This window comes from Mesorhizobium sp. M7A.F.Ca.CA.002.04.1.1 (assembly GCF_004022805.1).
Classification (GTDB): Bacteria; Pseudomonadota; Alphaproteobacteria; order Rhizobiales; family Rhizobiaceae; genus Mesorhizobium; species Mesorhizobium ciceri.
The window spans coordinates 1-17,957 of sequence record NZ_RZPL01000023.1; the positions used below are offsets into that span (position 1 = coordinate 1).

9 protein-coding genes and 1 pseudogene are annotated in these 17,957 nt (G+C 59.2%); 3 read left to right on the forward strand and 7 right to left on the reverse strand.

From position 1 onward, the window contains the following. The 3 genes and pseudogenes from ENZ75_RS02505 to ENZ75_RS02515 form a co-directional block, all read left to right on the forward strand. Positions 1–103 (forward strand): annotated as a pseudogene (locus ENZ75_RS02505) (thiazole synthase); the annotation flags it as partial. After that, complete coding sequence (locus ENZ75_RS02510; RefSeq protein ID WP_063169416.1) at positions 100–705, forward strand: thiamine phosphate synthase; 606 nt, start codon at positions 100–102, stop codon at positions 703–705. The pseudogene ENZ75_RS02505 and the gene ENZ75_RS02510, both read left to right, overlap by 4 nt. After that, positions 696–1,511, forward strand: coding sequence for a hydroxymethylpyrimidine/phosphomethylpyrimidine kinase (locus ENZ75_RS02515; protein ID WP_063169417.1), 816 nt, complete (start codon positions 696–698; stop codon positions 1,509–1,511). The genes ENZ75_RS02510 and ENZ75_RS02515 overlap by 10 nt, the downstream gene beginning before the upstream one ends. 905 nt (positions 1,512–2,416) lie before the next feature. Here the strand turns inward: ENZ75_RS02515 and ENZ75_RS02520 are convergent. The 7 genes from ENZ75_RS02520 to ENZ75_RS02550 all read right to left on the reverse strand — a co-directional run bounded on the left by ENZ75_RS02520 (position 2,417) and on the right by ENZ75_RS02550 (position 17,367). Next, on the reverse strand, positions 2,417–2,983 hold the full coding sequence (locus ENZ75_RS02520; protein ID WP_063169418.1) for a hypothetical protein: 567 nt from the start codon (positions 2,981–2,983) through the stop codon (positions 2,417–2,419). A gap of 24 nt (positions 2,984–3,007) precedes the next feature. Next, on the reverse strand, positions 3,008–4,981 hold the full coding sequence (locus tag ENZ75_RS02525) for a DUF3732 domain-containing protein (protein WP_063169419.1): 1,974 nt from the start codon (positions 4,979–4,981) through the stop codon (positions 3,008–3,010). Further along, a complete protein-coding gene (locus tag ENZ75_RS02530; protein ID WP_063169420.1) occupies positions 4,982–5,494 on the reverse strand; it encodes a three component ABC system middle component in 513 nt (170 codons plus the stop codon). Next, positions 5,491–6,657, reverse strand: coding sequence for an ABC-three component system protein (locus ENZ75_RS02535; RefSeq protein WP_063169421.1), 1,167 nt, complete (start codon positions 6,655–6,657; stop codon positions 5,491–5,493). The genes ENZ75_RS02530 and ENZ75_RS02535 overlap by 4 nt, the downstream gene beginning before the upstream one ends. A gap of 323 nt (positions 6,658–6,980) precedes the next feature. Next, complete coding sequence (locus ENZ75_RS02540; RefSeq protein ID WP_063169422.1) at positions 6,981–10,454, reverse strand: AAA family ATPase; 3,474 nt, start codon at positions 10,452–10,454, stop codon at positions 6,981–6,983. Continuing rightward, the gene (locus ENZ75_RS02545) at positions 10,451–11,710 is read right to left on the reverse strand and encodes a DNA repair exonuclease (RefSeq protein WP_063169423.1); all 1,260 of its coding nucleotides are present in this window, start codon (positions 11,708–11,710) and stop codon (positions 10,451–10,453) included. Before ENZ75_RS02545 ends, ENZ75_RS02540 begins: the two co-directional genes overlap by 4 nt. Before the next feature lie 71 nt (positions 11,711–11,781). Further along, the gene (locus tag ENZ75_RS02550) at positions 11,782–17,367 is read right to left on the reverse strand and encodes a DUF3320 domain-containing protein (protein WP_063169424.1); all 5,586 of its coding nucleotides are present in this window, start codon (positions 17,365–17,367) and stop codon (positions 11,782–11,784) included. Positions 17,368–17,957: the final 590 nt, after the last annotated feature.

Consider the following 17,957-nt stretch of genomic DNA (forward strand, 5'->3'; position numbering starts at 1 on the left):
GGCGGTCGACGCCGGTCGTGAGGCGTTCAGTTCGGGAATGCTCGAACCGCGCGACGTCGCCGTGCCATCGACACCGATGGTCGGCAGGGCCGTTTTTTCATGAAGCTCGATCCCTTCTACCTGATCGTCGACAGCGCCGCCTGGATCGAAAGGTTGGCGCCGCTCGGCGTCAAGCTGATTCAGCTTCGCATCAAAACCATGGATGAAACCGGGCTGCGCGCGGAGATCCGCAAGTCGAAGGCCTGGTGTGTCCAACACAAAAGCCAGCTCATCATCAATGATTATTGGCGCCTGGCAATCGAGGAAGGCTGCGATTTCGTGCATCTGGGCCAGGAGGATTTGCAAACGGCCGACCTCTCGAGGATACGGGCAGCGGGCGTCAGGCTCGGATTGAGCACGCATGATCATGTCGAGCTGGAAACGGCCATGTTTGCCGAGCCCGACTATGTCGCGCTCGGTCCGATCTATCCCACCACTTTGAAGAAAATGAAGTGGGCACCGCAAGGGCTAGAGCGGATCAGCGAGTGGAAGCGGCGGGTGGCGCCGATCCCATTGGTCGCCATCGGCGGCCTCAACCCCGACCGCCTCGACGGCGTCTTTGAGGCCGGCGCCAACAGCGCCGCAGTGGTCACGGACATCACGTTGAGCTTCGACCCCGAAGCGCGCACGCGAGAATGGATCGAAAAGACGGACCGATGGCGATGAGACGAGAACCGCATGTGCTTGTCGTTGGCGGATCAGATTCCAGCGGGGGTGCTGGAATAGCACGCGACATCGAGACGATCTCTGCCGTTGGCGTGCGCACCTGTCTCGCCGTCACAGCGCTAACGGTGCAAACGCACGACGCCGTGATCGAAATCCATCATTCGCCACCCAGCATGGTGGCCAATCAGATGTGTGCCGCGCTACAGGCCAACGACGTAGCCACAATCAAGATCGGCATGCTGGCGACTGCCAAGATCATTGTTGCCGTTGCCGCAGTGCTGCGCAAATTTCCGCAAGTGCCGGCAGTACTCGACCCTGTGCTGGCCTCCACCTCAGGCCGCGCACTTCTGGAAGCAGGCGCTATCGCTGCCATGAAGCGCGATTTGATGCCGCTTTGCTGCATTGTCACGCCCAACCTTCCTGAACTGGCGCTCCTTACTGGTTCCGAACCGGCTTCGGATGAGGACGGTGCGCTCCAACAAGGACAAAGACTGCAGGCCGTCGGCCCTCAGGCCCTGCTGATCAAGGGTGGGCACGCGTCGGGTCCCCGATCGGCCGATATTCTGTTACGCTCCGATCATGAACCCATCCACTTCGACACGCCGCGCCTTGCTATATCGATGCGCGGAACAGGTTGCATGCTGGCCAGCGCGATTGCGGCGCATCTGGCGAAGGCGAAGTCGCTCGAAGATAGCGTGCGCGAAGGCAAGCTGTTTGTGTTCGAGAAGCTTCAGAAATGCCGGCTGAATAATCACAACGTTCTGCGTCCAGCCAAGCAGACCCATTTTCCAGAATTTTTCCAGTAGCGAGACTGGAGGGCTACTGCTTCTCTATGCCATCCTTACAACGCGTTGAGTTCCACTGTGCCGTCCAGAATTATCTGTCGTTGTCCAGAATTAAGCCGGGCTTAGAACTGAAACGAACCCGCCGAAAGGTACGAGCGGCCCTCACTCGATAAGGGTTACCAAACCTATTCCTGTGGGCTACCAATCCGCGTGGTGGGTGGCCTTAGGTTACCAATCAGTGTGGCGTCCGGAATTATCTGCCTCTCTCCGGAATTAAGCCGAGATTAGAAGATCGGTGCGGTATTGCGCCCGGTCAAACCGTGTCGATTTGCGGCGTAGCCGACGTGTCTCACGCTTGGCGGCGTCGCACGCTGGTCCCGATTGTCGCCCGAATATCTGCCTACCGGCGACAGTGAATGCGCCAAGCTAGACCTTCGTCGATAGGGCGGCTCCGGTTTACCAATCCTGTCGTCCTAGGTTGACCAATCCGTTGTCGACCGTGAGCGGGTTTACCAATAAGGGCGGCTATATTCTGCGCAAACCCAATCACCTGATGCCAATCCAGAATTAATCGTCATTAAGGGCATTGGTAAACTCAGTCTGAAACCCCACCCTTAGCCAGAAAACTCTCCTGTTTTCAATCGCATAGCCCGCCCGCCAGCAACCGATAATTCGGGACCGGTAAACCCGTGAAAGGCCCAATAATTCCGGACGTCACACCAGTCTGCCCTTTTATGCGACTTTTCGAGCACAGACCGGGAACATCTGACCGTTTCCATTCATCGCCCAAGGCCGGTTTAGCGCTGGAAAAGCCAAAGTGCGGGAGTAAGAATGGCCGCAACGGGGCCGGAAGCCGTCGGTCAGCTTTCGGGGAGTGATCCCGGTAAGTTCGCAACTCATTCGCTTCTTTTCTGCAGTCCCCGCCATTACGAGTTGGCGGTGTCGGTCGCCGAGGGGATCAACGCCATTACTGCGGCTAGTTCGGCCCTCCGGACGAGGAATGGCATGCGCGTCGTCCCATAGTGCTTGGCAAGATGGAAGCGGTGCATGCCTCCTACGATGTGAACTTGGCCTTGGTACTCGCCGAGCAAAGGCGGTGTGACACCGCGGCCATGCAGCCATCGGTAGGCGATCCCACAGCTCTTGCTCTTGTAACGTTGATGCCAAGGACCCTTGTCCCTGCTGGCGGCGTAGGTAAGCCTGCCGCCAACGTCAGTGACATCAGCGTCGATAAGAATGAAATCCGTCGAAGCGTGGTCGCTGGGATCATCGCCGTCGAACGCGAGATAGAAGTTTGCAGGATCGCAGTCCCATATCGCAGTCAGTGCAACCGGAATGTTCTTTCTTCCTTTGCACCAGATGTCGACCTTGCGTTTCTCCTGAGCGCGGGCGACCTCGAAGGCTTCGTCTAGTTTTCCTTCCGCGACATCCATGGCTGTGATGACGTTCAAGCCAAGGGCCGTCAGACGGTTGATCTCGTCCACGTTCGCCATGCCTTCTCCTCTGGCAGCAGATTATTATCCACCGTTGGAAGATGCGGCGGCAATCCAAGCCTGAGGCACGAGGGCCTGTCCACGCCATTCCTCAATCAACTTGACTCCGGGAAGCTTGCCCCAGACGTCCTCATCTGCATGATCCAGCACGATGATCTGGAGGCGACCTTTCGCGGCCATGACCTCAGCGCCTAGGAGCGCAAAGACCTTCCTGACGGCGACCACGTCCTGATCCCTCCACGCGATGAGGTCGGGGCCCTCGTCGCCCGCCGCCCGCTTAGGAAAATAGACTTGGCTAGGTTGGTCGAAGATCAGCTGACCAGGGACTGGGTGATGAGGTTCGGCCAGGAAGTAGTGCTGCAGCGCAAGCATTAGTGCGACGTGATACGCGAGCCAATTGGCGCCGCTGCCAATCTCCCACAGGTAGTCCTCACGCGTTCCCCTAGTCACCTTGACGGTCAGGTCTTCAATCAACAGCCTAATCGGGGCCTCGGGCCACTCCGCGTCAAGCTGCGGAATCAGCCGATTGGCATGATGGGAGACTTGGTGCAACGCGTTGAATAGCTTGCGCTGGATGTCGGCCTCGGAGATCGTCTTTTGCAGCGTTGCAATATCGGCCTGCAGCGAGGTGAGTTCCTGCCGCAAATCCGACGACTGGTCGGCGCGGTCGTAGACGTGCAACGCCTGCTCCAATCGACCGAGGAAGCGCTCAAGCCTATCGAAGCGATTGGCCTCGTCTCGGGCGACGTCAGAGTCCCGTTCCAGCACCGCTATCTCGCTACGGACATCGTTCAACTCAGATAGGACCGCTTCAGCGGCGCCGCGCTGGCGCAGGATTTCCTTGTCAAGCGTGTTAGACATCGCAGGGTGGGTCCGCAGTCGGATCTCCAGACCGCCGAGGTTGTCGCAAAGGGCCAAGACCTTCTCGCGGCCGCCGTCCCCGAGTGCGACCAACGGATCGGCGAACTCGTCGGCCAAGTCCCTCAGCCACGTGGAAAGGTCCAAGCGGTCACGTTGGATGCGCATGGCGTCGCCGTACGCCTCGCTGCTCTCCACCAGACGGCGCAGTTCGTTCAGGCGCTGACGATGCTCGGTAAGTCGCGCGGCGATTTCAGTTTCCGACGCACGAAGGGTTTCCAGACGCGTCAGCACCACATCGATGCCGGCCAGGCTTGGTCGAGCAAGACTTGAGTTGCTGTTCGACACGCGCCGAAGCAGGTCAACAACGTCACTCCAGTCCTTCGGCACTTCAGTGGAGGAATCGACTAGGCCAAGTTCGACTGCCTGACGCAGCCACGCCTCCGCCTCCGCCCGCCAAGCGCCAGTTGCCGACACGATCGCGCGTAGCTCAGCCTCCTTCCGGCGGAGGTTGCGCTGGAGCCGATCGATCTCAAACCGCGCCTGGAGAATCTTTGCCGTGACCGCGCCCAGAACGTACGGGAAGATGGTCTTTAGCTTCTCCCGGTGTTCCGTCGTATCGGCCTTGAAAAACATCACGTCGGGATTGGCGATCACGTTCTGAGGTTGGAACGTGAAGGCCATGAGGTCGCGGAAGCTTGGCCTTTGCTTGAATCCATTCTCTGTACCTGGTTCGAAGTCGAGGTCAGTCAGTCCTGCCAGGCGGTTCATCGCGCGCTTGACCGTGTCGACATTGGTGGTCTTGTCGGTGATCGTCTCCGGAATTTCGACCTGTGCGCCCTCCAGCAGCACCATGTCGCCTGTGCTCTGTTGGTCCCCCGGTTCGCGTCGCGCCAAGAGCTTTTCGCCCTCCAGCGTCTCGATCAGAATGCCGAACCAGCTGCAGTTCTCGCGGATTACGCCCACCGGAATCGCGCATTTCTCCGAGCCCAGACAGTAATCAACAATAGGGATAACGGCGGACTTCCCGGTCTTCGACGCGCCGCTGATGACGTTGACGACACCGGGCTCGAACTTGACGACCCGCGGCGCTGCACCATTGCGGGGCCAAAGGATCAGTTTTCGAAGCTGGAAATACATCTAGAACTCCACCCGTAACAGGTTGGCCACCTGCGCGGTCCCCAGGTTCGAAAACCAGAAACCCAATTTCTCCGAGGCAGGTCCGAGGTGCTTGACGCGCTCTGGAAGGACGAGCCTCCTCGGTTTCGGTTCTGGTACGTTTGCTCTTAAAGTAGCATCCTTGTAATCCACGGACAGCAGCCGCCCGCTCACACCGACAGCGGCCGATTGCAATGTCAGAGTACGCAGCAGCAGCGCTCGCTCGTGGACGGCGAGGAGTTGTTCCCGTTCCTTCCCGAGCTTGGCCGCGAAGAGCGCCAGTCCAGAGGGTCGGTTTGTCGAAGTCACGATTTCGAGCGTTGCGCGATGCAGGACGATTGGCAGCACGAGAAACGCCAAGGCGAACGGCGCTGGACGTTCGTCCTCAGCCTGGAAACCTTGGCCAAATTGCCACAATGCGAAAGCCCCAAGTCCTGGATTCTGGACAAGGGCGAGGTCGCTGAGCGGTAGGTGCGATCGGCCAGCCTCAATCAAGTCGCTGGCTCCAAAAGAGTCTGGTAGTCGGGATGCCAGCCGAGGCGCAGGCCGTGGGCAAGGGCGTTGAATGATCCGTGGACGAAATGACCGGGGACGACTCGACCATCGAGTGGAGGCTGCAACTGCGCGCAGCGCCTGTAAACTATTCTACCACGAACCGTTGCGGGGTGTCCGGCCTGTATGTCGTGCACCTCTGCACTGACGTGCTCATAGCGACCGACAAGATCATCGTCCCAGTCACTTAGGTTCTTCTCAAAGATTAGCCCGCTTTCGCCCCAGATCGAGATGTCGGCGAGCGTCCTAAGGTAATCGCTAACAGCCCGGACGCACGCTTCGTCTCCCACCTCGATCAGCTCGAGTTGGCGGACGAAGGCGGGACGGTCGGCGATCAATTGTTCGATGGCCTCGACAGGCGGTTGCTTGGTGAAAGACGACAGCAGCCCTGGAAGGTTGTTCTTCTGAACAAATGCTCTTTGCTCGGCCTGAAACGCGTCCACGTCCAAGATGGCGGGCTTGCCAGCTCTAATCAGCCTGTCCGCCGCCTCCTTCGCAGCGCCGATCGCGCGTTCGCACACTAGGTCGATGATGAGCGGAGAGACCGTCGGCTTGAAGATCGCGCGTATCGGATCGACGGGATCTGCATCGACGCTGATAACGGCGAGATTCTTGACCAAGGCGGCGCAATGAGCCGCATCAGCGTTCAGGAAAGCTTGGACGTCGGCGTCGCATGCCGGTGCAGCTTTCAGCTTGCTGTGGGCTTTGGCGAGGTTAGCGACCAGCGCCTCCACGTCGGCATCTGTTTTCGCGTCGTTCAGCGCGATCGCGAAGGCACCCGCCTTCACCGGTGTGACATATAGCCGGAAATGGCTGGTCGCCGGGTCGATCTCTCCCGCCGCCATGAAGCTGAGCCAGTTGGCCAGAGACTTCCACAGGTCCGCAGCCCAGTCGGATATCGGATTTTGCTTCAGTGCGCTCTTGCTTTGCTCAAGAACGACTTCGCCGCCGACCAGGTGAACCGCCACATCGTCTAAATGTTCAAGAGAGACCAAGGCGCCGCTAGGCGCGTTGAGCAGGTGAAAGCAAAGGCGTACAGGTTGAAGCGCATAGCCGAGGTATTGGCCAGCGGCGCTGTGTTTTCCCGTTTGCGTCTTCGCGTTCATTGCCCATCCCGTTCTCCCGAGTCGCACCGGAAGAAGCCAGTAACGATATTGGTATAGTTCGCCGTTGTTTACAATTGGCGCCCCGGCGATAGGACGGCTAGGCGCGATACAATTGCTGTTTAGGGCCAGCTCTCGAAGTCCAGATTCGGCAGGACAATGAATTTGCAGGACGTCCATTATGGGCACATCGGGGCCGTCTATGGCTCGGGCGATATGTCCGCTTTTGGACGAACGCGAAGTTTGCCGGAACGTCTGACTTTGGGCGCATACTTGCCGTCAAATTCGGCGTCCTTCACTGGTTCGTTCACGTATTCCGGAGAAAATTACTGTGCGAGTTGATGGATCCTCGTTCCCGGTACGACAGCCTCAGCTATTTCACATAGATGCTTATGGTGCGTCAGGTAGATGACCTGACCTGTGTTTGCCATCGCTCCGAACAGCCTGAAAACCTCCTCCGAGCGAATATGGTCGAACGTCTCCATGATGTCGTCGGCGACGAATGGGACCGAGGGCCGAAATTGCGCGAACTCGTAATAACCGGCGAGTCTTAGGGCAAGGTACAGCTGAAATCGTGCACCCTTTGAAAGCGCTTCGGTGACCTTGGATTGCCCGTCACCCTGCACAGCAATGAGAACCTCACCACCTCTTACAGGCTGGGTTGTCAGCCCCGAATACTGGCCACGCGTCATTAGCTTGAACGCGTCTGATGCGCGCGCCATCATGCCGGAGCGATGGCTCTCACGGTAGATCCGCAAAGCATTGCCAGCCGACATGATGCCAAGCTTCAGCTCTATGTAGCGAACGGCCTTCTCCTCGATTTCCAGCAGGGTTGTGCGCCGTTCAGCATCCAGGCGTGCAACCGCACTATCACCGCCGATGGCGTCCAGCTTGTCGGCCGCGCGCGTCTGCCGGATCAGCTGTTGCTGGATGGTTTCATCGAACAGGCGAAGCCGCTGCTCACCCTCAGCCTTCTCGACCGCGAGGCCGTCGAAATCGATCGCGTCCAGGATCGAGCGGGCCTGCTCGAATCCGTCGACCGCGAGCTCCGCCACTATCCGTTCCTCAAGTTCGGCGACGGTGGTGCGCAAGCCATCGCGCTCACGCAACAGCTCATCGCGTTCGACTACCTCGGGCAGAGTGGCGACACCAAAGACGCCCAGCACCTCGTTCTTGCGGCGTTCGTGTGCCAAAATCTCAGTGTCGAGGATGTCGCGCGCCTCCTTGAGGCGCTTCAGGTCGTTGCCGAGGCTTGCCTTCGTTTCACGTGTCCGCTCGGCACGCTCTAGGCGCTCGGCAAGGCGGATGGCCAACTGCTCCGGGTCGGTATCCTTCGTCGGCTCGTCGGCTTCAACCGCAACGGCGATGACCTCGACCAGAAAATTGGCCCTGTCGGCCTCCATCTTGTCGATACGCAGCTGCAGGTCGTCCCGTTCCTGCAGGCTTCTTGAAAGTTCGGCCAATTGATCGAGCACAGTGCCGACGCCGGATGCGGAGAGCCCGCTTTCGAGCCAAGTTCCCTTGAGTGCTTCGGTAATGCCGGCCAGCCATTCCTCCTCGCGACGCTCCGCCACACCTACTGCAACCCGTCGTGCCGCTAGATCCTCTTCTTTGGAGCTCACCATTCTGAGCGCCTCGGCATACTCGGCGTCCACCTTGCGCTGCCGATCCAGAAACGGCTCCGCGATGGCCATGATTGCTTCGAGGGTGTCGTTGGACTCTGATACAATGCCGACGCTTCCCAGCACTGCTCTCATTTCCAAGCGTATCTGCTCGCCGGCGTCAGCGGCTCGCTCGGCCTTCAAGCGAGCAAGTTCGATCTGCTCCCAGGCAGCGAGCGCATCGCTGCGCGCCTCGATCTGATCCTCGATCCTTTCGATCAGGCGCTCAGACGAAGGTTCCACGGCGTCTCCGAGCAGGTCCCTGGCGGCCGCGCGGATTTCCAACAATTGGGTATCCACATCCTTGCCGAGCTGTGTGCGTTGGATGCCGTTGCGTGACAGGTTGGCCGCGGCCTCGGCCAGCTCGCGCGTAGTTGCCCGGATCTCAGCCAGATCCGCCGCGCCGGCCAGCCGGCCTGCGCTGGCAATGTCATCGCGCGCCAATGCCACGGCGAAGTCGTCAGCGGTGTCACCGGTCAGCGCTGCGCGGTGCGTTGCCCACGCATCATCGCGAACTCGGCGGATGGCGGTAGCCGCTTCATCGTCGACAATGTCGCCCGAGGCACGAAGGGCATCCAATCGTGCGGCGAGCATGGCATGGTTGCCCTCGTATTCAGCAAGGCGTTCGGCAAGTACGGCGGTGTTCCTTGCCAGTTCTGACGCTACCGTCTTCCAGGCGGCAATCTGCCCGGCGCTCGGAACCGCGACGTTGGCGAGAGCGAGGGCATCTCCGTTCCATGGACGCAAGCGCGCGAGCGCCGCCTTCCATCGGATTGTTCCCGCATCTTCCGCCTCGCGAGCCGTCCTAATCTCTGCCTGGTGTCCGCTTGCTCGCGCTTTCGACAAAGCCGAGCCCAGCCTTGCCCTGGCAGGTTCGGGCACCGCCCTTTCCTCGCCGACCCGCTGCCTTGCCACCTGCAGCGCATCGAGTGCCGCCGCGGCTTCGTCGCGAGCGGCACGCATCCCGGTAGCAATCCCGGACCTCTGCTCGACCATGGCGCGAACGACGCCAACGGTGACGGCAGGCAGAAGCAGCGCGCCAGGATCCGCCTCGGAAGATCGGCCCAAGGCGGCAAGGCAGCTCGCCACGCTGTTGTTGAGGATTTGCAGCTCCATCCTGCGAGTGGGCAAGTCAAAGCCAGCCGCGGTATGGCGCACCTTGCTCTCCGCCAGCCCGCGAATGCGTTCGGAAATCGACAGGATCGGTTCGTCCTCGTCGACCGCAGTGACTTTTTCCGCCAGGCGCTCGGTCTCGTCGATGTTTGCGGACAGCCGCGTTCTGAGGCTGGCATCGTCATCGATCAGTTCGGTGACACTTCCCGTCGATGTCCGGGCTGGGGAGGCGATGTCCGGCAGCTGATCCAGCCGGGCAATCTTGCGCCGGATATCCGCCAGCATCGGCGCAGCACGCACGTAACGAGCAAAGGTATCCAGCCTGGCCACCAGCACCGCCCGATCGCTGATGGTTCGGCCGTACTGCTGCGCTGCATCGAGACGTTCGGCCTCCAGGCCCTCGTAGGTTGATGCAAGGGTGTCGATCGCATCCCTGCGCGACTTTACGTCAACAAGGCGCTTCTTCAACAGCGCCAGTTCGGTTCCATGCGCCTGCTTCCGATACAGAGCGTCTGCTTCGGCCTCGAGGGCGTTCAACGTATCACTTGCGTTCCCAAGACCGGCGCTGGCCGTGAACAGAAGCTTGCCGAGGTCGCCCCGCGACTCCAGGATAGATTTTCCGCCGGCTTCCAACGTCTCGTCATCGAGTGAGAACATCGTCGTGTAGGCGTCGCGCGACAGACCGGCGAGATGCGCCGTGATCGCCACCTCGCTTACCGGTTGGCCCGTCGCATTCAATAGCGAATTACTGCGCTGTTTCGTACGCGTGAACGTGTGTTCGGAGCCGGCCAGTTCCAGCACCCCGCCGATGCGCATGGCACTGTACTCGTGCAGGAAGTTGTAGCGGCTCCGTTCCTCGATGCCGAACAGCAAGTCTAGATAGGCCGAAAGCGCAGTCGATTTGCCGGCCTCATTCAGGCCAAACACGATATGCAGATCAGGTCCGGATTCCGGTTTGGGTCCGAAGTCGATCGAACGATCGGTGAACTTTCCATAACGAATGAGGTCAAGGCGCCGCAACCTCATGACGATCCACCGGCCTTAAGGCGGGCAGTCACCAAGTCCGCGCCCTTGGAAAGCACCTGATCGAGGAACTGTTCCAGCCCGGCTTCGTCCGTCCCAGCAAAATCCCGCCCGTCGGCCGGAAGGTCGGCGACCATCTTTTGGACGAACGCCCTCGCCTCAGCGCGGAAGGCCTCCGAGGTGGCATCGGCACGCATTGATTGCTCGAGTTCGAAAATCGGATCAGCAATATCCTCGGCGGTCTCCGTCCGAGGCGGCGCGAGGTCAAGCTCGAGCTTCTCCACCCACGTATGGCCTAGCTGTTCCGCAGCCTGTTCGGCTTCGGCAAGAAGGAGGTCCCTGTCGCGGATCAGCGCCCACATCAGTGGTGACGTTCCTGTCAGGCCAATGCGAGCCACAGCATGACGCGATCGGACGGTTGCCCGCATCTCTTCGAGTGCGAAGCGAACACGCGCGACGGCCTCGGGCCACTCCACCGCTCCGGTAAGGTCGACGCTCACCCGTTCGAACTGCGCAACGCTGGTCAGCCGTTCCTCGATCTCCACCGAACGGTCGTGGCGCACCGTCACCAGGGTGACTGATTTCTCACCGGCCTCGTTGATATCCCTCCCCTGCGGTATTCCCGGCATCACCACGGCACTGGCGCCAGGATGGACTTGGCGAGCATGGATGTGGCCGAGGGCCCAATAGTCGAAACCGTGGGCGTGCAAGTCAGCGATGCTGCAGGGCGCGTAAACGTCGTGACCTGGCGATCCAGCCAGACTGGTATGCATGATGCCTATGTTGACGGCCCCTTCACGAGCCGCCGGATATTTGGTTAACAGGCTGTCCGGCGCCTTAGGGTTCGCAAAGCTCAAACCATGGAATACGACGTCCAGACCGCCGGCTGTCTGCAATACCGACTGAGCACGACCACCAAAGATGGTAACGGTGTCGGGAAATACCAGCTGTTTGGAAATCCGCGACAGGGCGTCATGATTACCGCGGATCTTGAAAACCATGATGCCGGCCTGGTGCAGGCGTGTCATCTGCGCGCCCAAGAACCGCGCTGTCTTCATTGAAGTCTGGTCGCCATCGTATAGGTCGCCAGCAATGACCAACGCGGCCACACGTTCCTCAAGGCAGAGATCCACTATCGAAACGAATGCCTGGCGGCTGGCGTCGCCCACCAGCCCGGCAAGATCGGGATTTCGCATCGCCAGCGAACGAAGCGGCGAGTCGAGATGAATATCGGCCGTGTGTACGAATCGAAATGCCATTCGGCCTCCGCCAGCAAAAGAGGTGTTCCGAGCTTCGACAGAAATTGCAACGAGGGCGCTGCAGCGCCCCGTTACACTTCAGCTAATTTCTCGCTCGCGGATTCGCCGGCCACCAACAAGCCGTCTTGGGACCGTAACACTCCTTTGGCAACCAAATCGGCGACCCCAGCTGAAATCAGCTGCCTTAATTGTGCGCTTGTGGCTTTGAAGCCCAGCATCCTGGCAACGCCTGTGGCGATTTCTTCCTCTGTCGCACCGAGGTTGGATTTCACGACTTCCATAGCGCCTTGGGCGACCTCGTCCTGCGCAATCATTTCGGGCTTGCGCAATCCAGCGGACACGACCCCACTGCGATCCCTGAGACGAACAGGAACACCTGGCTTGAAGCAGAAGTTGCCTCGACGGGCTACTGAACCACCTCTCTGTGCTATGCTTACCCCCCGCTCGATTGCATCCTGAATCCTGCCACCGGCCCGCTGCAGACCCCAGGCGTCCCGAATACGCGAAACTATTTCGTCGACATGGATTGGCGTTTCTGTAGCCACGACCTGCTCGACCAGTCCGGCCATGATTCCGCTGGGCGTCTCGTGGAGTTCGAACGATCCCGGTCGCTTTAGTTCGGCCTCTTCGTAGGCTCGATTGGGTGTCTCGGATCCGTTTGTGCTTTCGAGACCGATTTCCGTCACGTTGCCTCGGTCGACCGTAACAACCTGCACGGCTACAGCTCGATTTCTCTGGACCCCCAATTCGGCCCGCTCATCGAGTTCTTTTCTGGCGGCCTCAATCGCTAGTATGGTTCGCTCCAGCTGCTCACGAGGCCGTTGGAACCAGTCAGCGCTCCAGATGCGATGGATGATCCAACCATGGTCTTCCAGAACCGACTGCCGAAGCCGGTCTCGATCTCTGGCCGAGCGAGATGAGTGATATTCTGCGCCATCGCATTCGATGCCAAGAATATAGCGGCCTGGCCTCTCTGGATCCGCAACTGCGAGGTCGATGAAGAAGCCGGCAATGCCCACTTGAGCATGAACCTGATAACCCATTTCGATCAGCGCGTTGGCTACCTGTTCTACAAAGATTGAATCCATTTCGCGAACCGTGACTTGGGCAAGCGAAATTCGCCCTGTTCTCGCGTAGTGCAAGAAGAGCTTGAAGGCGAAGATGCCTTTCCCTTTGCCACGCTCCAGGTCGATGTCCTCGTCTGTGATGGACGCGAATACTTCGCAGCTGCGCTTGGCGCGGCTTATGAGGACGTTGAGCCGACGCTCGCCGCCTTCCGCGCCAAGAGGGCCGAAACGCATGGCCATGTATCCCTGGGCATTCTTGGCATACCCCACCGAGATCATGATCACGTCGCGCTCATCGCCTTGAACATTTTCGAGGTTCTTGACGAAGAATGGCTCGCTTGGATGAGCGTGAAAGAATTCCTCGGTGTCGGGATTTAGTCGCCGCAGCGCTTCGAGTTCATCCTGGATCGCGCGGCGTTGGCTAACCGAAAATGTTGCAACGCCTAGAGTCTCTTGCGGGTTCACCTTCGCATGACGGATGATCGCCTCCGCTACTGCTCTCGCCTCTACCGGATTGGTTCCTGTGCCGCCGGAATCGAAGACCCCCTCCGGCACATGATGAAACCGCAACCCCATACCTGCCTCTTGGGTATAAGGGCTTGGCACGATGAAAAGCCGGTTCTCGTAGAACTGGCTGTTCGATACTGCGATTAGAGATTGGTGACGGCTACGGTAGTGCCAGCGCAGCATACGCTGCGGCAAGCCGCGGGCCGTGAACAGGCCGAGGATGCTTTCAATGTCGGCGACCTGCGCGCCCTCACCCTCGTCATCTTCAGACTGCGAGCCTGTCATCTTCGCGAAGAATGTCGTGGGTGGCAGTTGGCGTTCGTCGCCAACGACGACCACCTGACTGGCCCTGGCGACCGAGCCAAGTGCGTCCACGGGCTGGATCTGAGACGCCTCGTCCATCACGAGCAGATCGAAGGACATCCGGCCGGGCGACAGGAATTGCGCCACCGAAAGCGGGCTCATCATGAACACTGGCTTCAGCGCCTGGATGGCAGGGCCTGCCTTCTGCATCAATTGCCGGATGGGCATGTGGCCTCGTCTGCGCGCCATCTCAGAACGAAGCAGTCCGACAGGTCCAGCTCCGCCGTCTCTTGAAGGAATTTTCCGGTGATGAGCCGTTACAACTTCGATGGCGCCGGCCTTGATGCGCTGGCGGTCCAGATCTGCGAAGTCACGTACAGCCCTGGAATGCAGTTCCCCGTCGAACCTTGCCAGCTCCGGCTCATCGGTCGCCATCGCCAGAAACATTCGTTCGTAGTAGGCCATATCAAAAACTGATCGAGCCGATCCTGTTGTAATCTGGCCGTTGGCTAGGCCGTCTATCAACTGTCCCAGTCCAGCCTTTCGGGCCGTTTCGGATCGCTCTTCATAGGCAACCCATTTCGAGAGCTGCTCCTGATGATCGAGCCAACCCTGCAGCCGAGAAACGACCTCGCCTATCGCGACGTCCGGAAAATCGACTACTCCAAACAAGGAGGGAGCATCGGCTTTCAAATCCCCTGTAAGCGCCTTCAATTCCCGCGCTGCCGCTTGGGCCGCTTCACGTGCTGAACGTGCCGAGTTTGCGATCTCGATTCTTTCAGGCAACCGCGCAGCCAGATGTCGGATCGAGCCATTTTCTTTCAGCCAAAGCTCGGCTTGCGTGAGAGCGGCCCAATCGGATCCTCGACCGTGCCACGACGAGCCGAATACGAACTTGCCAAGGCTCTCTCCCGCATCGATCCCTTGAGCAAGTGCTTGTAGTCTGCCTAGTCGGCGCAGTAGCTCCACCCGCTCAGTGATTAGATCCGGAACGTCAGTCAGAACCTGTCGTGACGCATCATCGGCTTGAGCTACAGTGCTCGCCTTCGCTTCCATCAGTTGCAGCGAGGCCCGCTCGGCGGAAGCCACGTCGCCTAGCATGGATGACGCGAGGTGCCCGAGATCGTTCCAGAAACCTTCGATAATTGGCCGACCGATTTCGATAACCTTGCGAACGCGCGCTGCACGCGCACCGGCCTCGGAGCGTTCCGCCATCCGGCCGGCGATAATCCGAGGTTCGGGGCCTAGCCCTCGTAGAGTCCGCATCCACTCCACTAGCGCGAGCAGTGGCGCGGAAGCCGATCGCTCCCCACGCCAATCTGCCCCGAAGGCGGAACGGCCAAAAGCGTCGCCTTCGCGGACTCTTGCTGCGGCAGCCTGACCCTTCATCAAAAGGTCGAGGAGACCAACTATCTGCGTCGCAGGCGCGCTAGGGTCGACCACAATAGTCCGCGCAAGTGCTGTGGCGCGACGGTAGTCGCCGTTCAATGCTTTCAATATTCCCGTGTGTGTGGCGAGCGCCTGCCGCGCCGCGGCCACCTCGGTGCTCCACGCCGCGTCAACAACCTTGCCCTGAAGGTCGGCTCTGGCAGCCTCAAGCGTCGCTACGCTGTCGGCAAGGTCGCCTGCCTGCTCAAGTCCGGAGTCCCAAACGGTGGCTGCGAAGGCCTCCGGACTTGCGTCAGGTGCTGCCGCTACTCGCTCGCCGGTCACGGCCAGCCTGAGCAAGCCTGCCAACGTGTCTGGCAATATCGCCGATCCGAGTTCCTGATTCAGGCGCTCAGCTTCTTCCCTCAAGCGTGGGAGCAGAATGGTGAGCTGTCGCGCACGATGGAAACCATCTTTCGGAAATTCCGAGGGAAGCTTTGCAAGCTCTGTCTCGAGACCTTCAATTGGCGTGTCGATAGCCGTTGCCGCCAACTGCTCCGAAAGTTCCTCGGACTTGCGGGCGAAATCCGTTCCTGACCAGAGAAGCGATGAAATGTCTTTCGGACGCTCATCCCATACCGGCGAGACGAGCGCCTCGGCAGGAAGTCCAGGCGCGGACGCGAGAAGCTCAGCGCGATCTTCTATCTCGCCGCTGTCGCTGAGAATTTTCGGAGGCTCGGCCTTGATCCGCTCAGCGATACCGACCAGTTTGGCGTGCAGTGCCTTGGCTTGGTCCAGCAACGCCGCGATGCGTGGGACGAGCCTCTCAATGGTCGTTGGAAGAACGACATCCAGGCCAACTCCCCGCCACGGGTGGTGGATCGGCAAGCCGATCTCGTTGATCCGCTGAGAGACCTCATCGAGCAATTTGCGACGTTGCGAAACGCCGTCAGTTGTCCAGCTTGTGGCATCCGTAAGTTCGATGTCCACTGGTTTCTGACCGACCTGCCTTAGTCGGGTTAGCTGGCCGAGAACCTGATAAGGAGTGAGTTCGGACGCTCCGAACGCAACGTGCATTCGTGCAGCATGTGCGTTGAGTTTATCGCGAGCCTCCAGCAAGCGATCAGTTAGGGAAGAAGGAAGCTGGCCCCTGGGCGATCCGAGTTGCCAGGTTCGCCGCAGCTCCTCTAGCATCATGCGCTTGTTCGCCTTGTTACTATGCAGCTCAAGGCAGGCGTCCCCCACCCCAGCAGTGTCAAGCCGTCGCTTGACGACCTCCAGCGCTGCCATCTTTTCGGCCACGAACAGCACGGTCTTTCCGTCGGCAACGGCCGACCCAATAATGTTTGCGATCGTCTGCGATTTTCCTGTCCCAGGCGGACCTTGGATAACGAGGTCGCGACCTTTTCTGACGTCATGGATCGCCAGTGTCTGAGAACTGTCACTGTCGACGATATGCAACATTTCGGCGGGCGCAATGTGCGGATCAATCGCTATGTCGTCCGACATAAGCGGCTCGCGTGTTTCGAAACCATCTGAAAGAAGCGAGCGGATCTTCGGTTGTTCGATAATCTTTGCGCCATCGGGCCAGAGATCCGGATCCAGATCACGGTACATCAAGAACTTCGCAAACGAGAAGAAGCCGAGCACCATATCGTCGCGAAGCACCTCCCAACCCTCTTTGGTCGAAATTGCTTCGGCAACGGCATCGAGATAGGCCGAGACGTCGAAGTCATCTCCCACCTCAAAACGCGGCAGAGCGAGCTTGTGAATGCGGTCGAGATAGAGTTCCAAGGAGAGGTTTGCGGTAAGATCTTCCGGCCGGGCTCGTAGGCGGAATTTTTCTCCAGCGGCCCCTCGCTCAAGCCGAACCGGCACCAAAATGAGGGGGGCCTGACGGATGTTCTCTTTGTTGTTCGGGTCAATCCACTTCAGCATTCCAAGGGCCAGAAAGAGGATATTGACGCCCTGCTCTTCCTCGAGTGTGCGGGCATCATGGTAGAGATCAAGGAGCCGCCGCTGCAGCCCAGTTGGGGTCATACGCGTCTGCAGCTTGGTGTCCGAGTGCCGCGCGGATATCCCTCTGTTATCGACTCCATCGTCCTCTGGTTGGGCGAGAGCGACGGGGGAATAGTCGATCTCTTCGTCTGGAGGGCTGCTTTCATCCTGGCCCGCTTTCGGCCTATCGGGCTTGCCGGCCAGGAAGGTAAAAGCCTTTCCTTCGGTCACCAGCAATCGATAAATTTCGGACGACTTCTCATCGACGATATCGATCGTCTTCGCGCTCTTGGAAAACCGCGGCACATTCAAAAGTCGATTGCGGGCGGAAAGATCGAGCAACTCCATCCTGGCGCGCTCGAGTTTCTCCTTTAGAGGGAGATCGCTTTGGAAGACTGACTGTTTTACGTCCAAGACTTACATCCCCTTTGAAAGGAGAACCAGCTAGAGCCCGCGTAGAGCGTTCGCGCAAGAAAAAACAGCCGTGTTCAATTAGAAACGACTGCGATCACTTCTGGACACCGTCCAATATTGCGACGTGTGATATGGGTCAGAGCCTGCATTCTTGGCCCCCTTTGCCTAGTCGCTATCCGACGAGGATTCTCGCTCCCTGCCCCCGTATTTAGCCGCCTCCACAATGTCTTTTTCTGACACAGAGAGTCCGTTGCGGACCCGAATGGCTCCCGCACTTGGAACGCGGTCCAATTCAGATCCAGTCTTTGCCTTATCCTTCTGGGGCTTAACCTCCGGCGGCGGGTCTTTCGAAAATGTCATGCGTAGGTCCTACTCGTCCAAATCTAAATGCATCCGCCTGTGAGCCTCAAGCCGCTTTCCTGGTCATACAAAGAAAACGCCGCGCCCAATCAATCCACCGTCTCTCGTGGTTCCGCATTCTGATTGGCGCTTTAACATTCATCACTATTAGCGCCTGGCATTTAGTATCCTCCCTCTACTGGTTTTTTTAGCCGATAAGTAATAGATCGTGATTTCACTGCAGAAGTCCG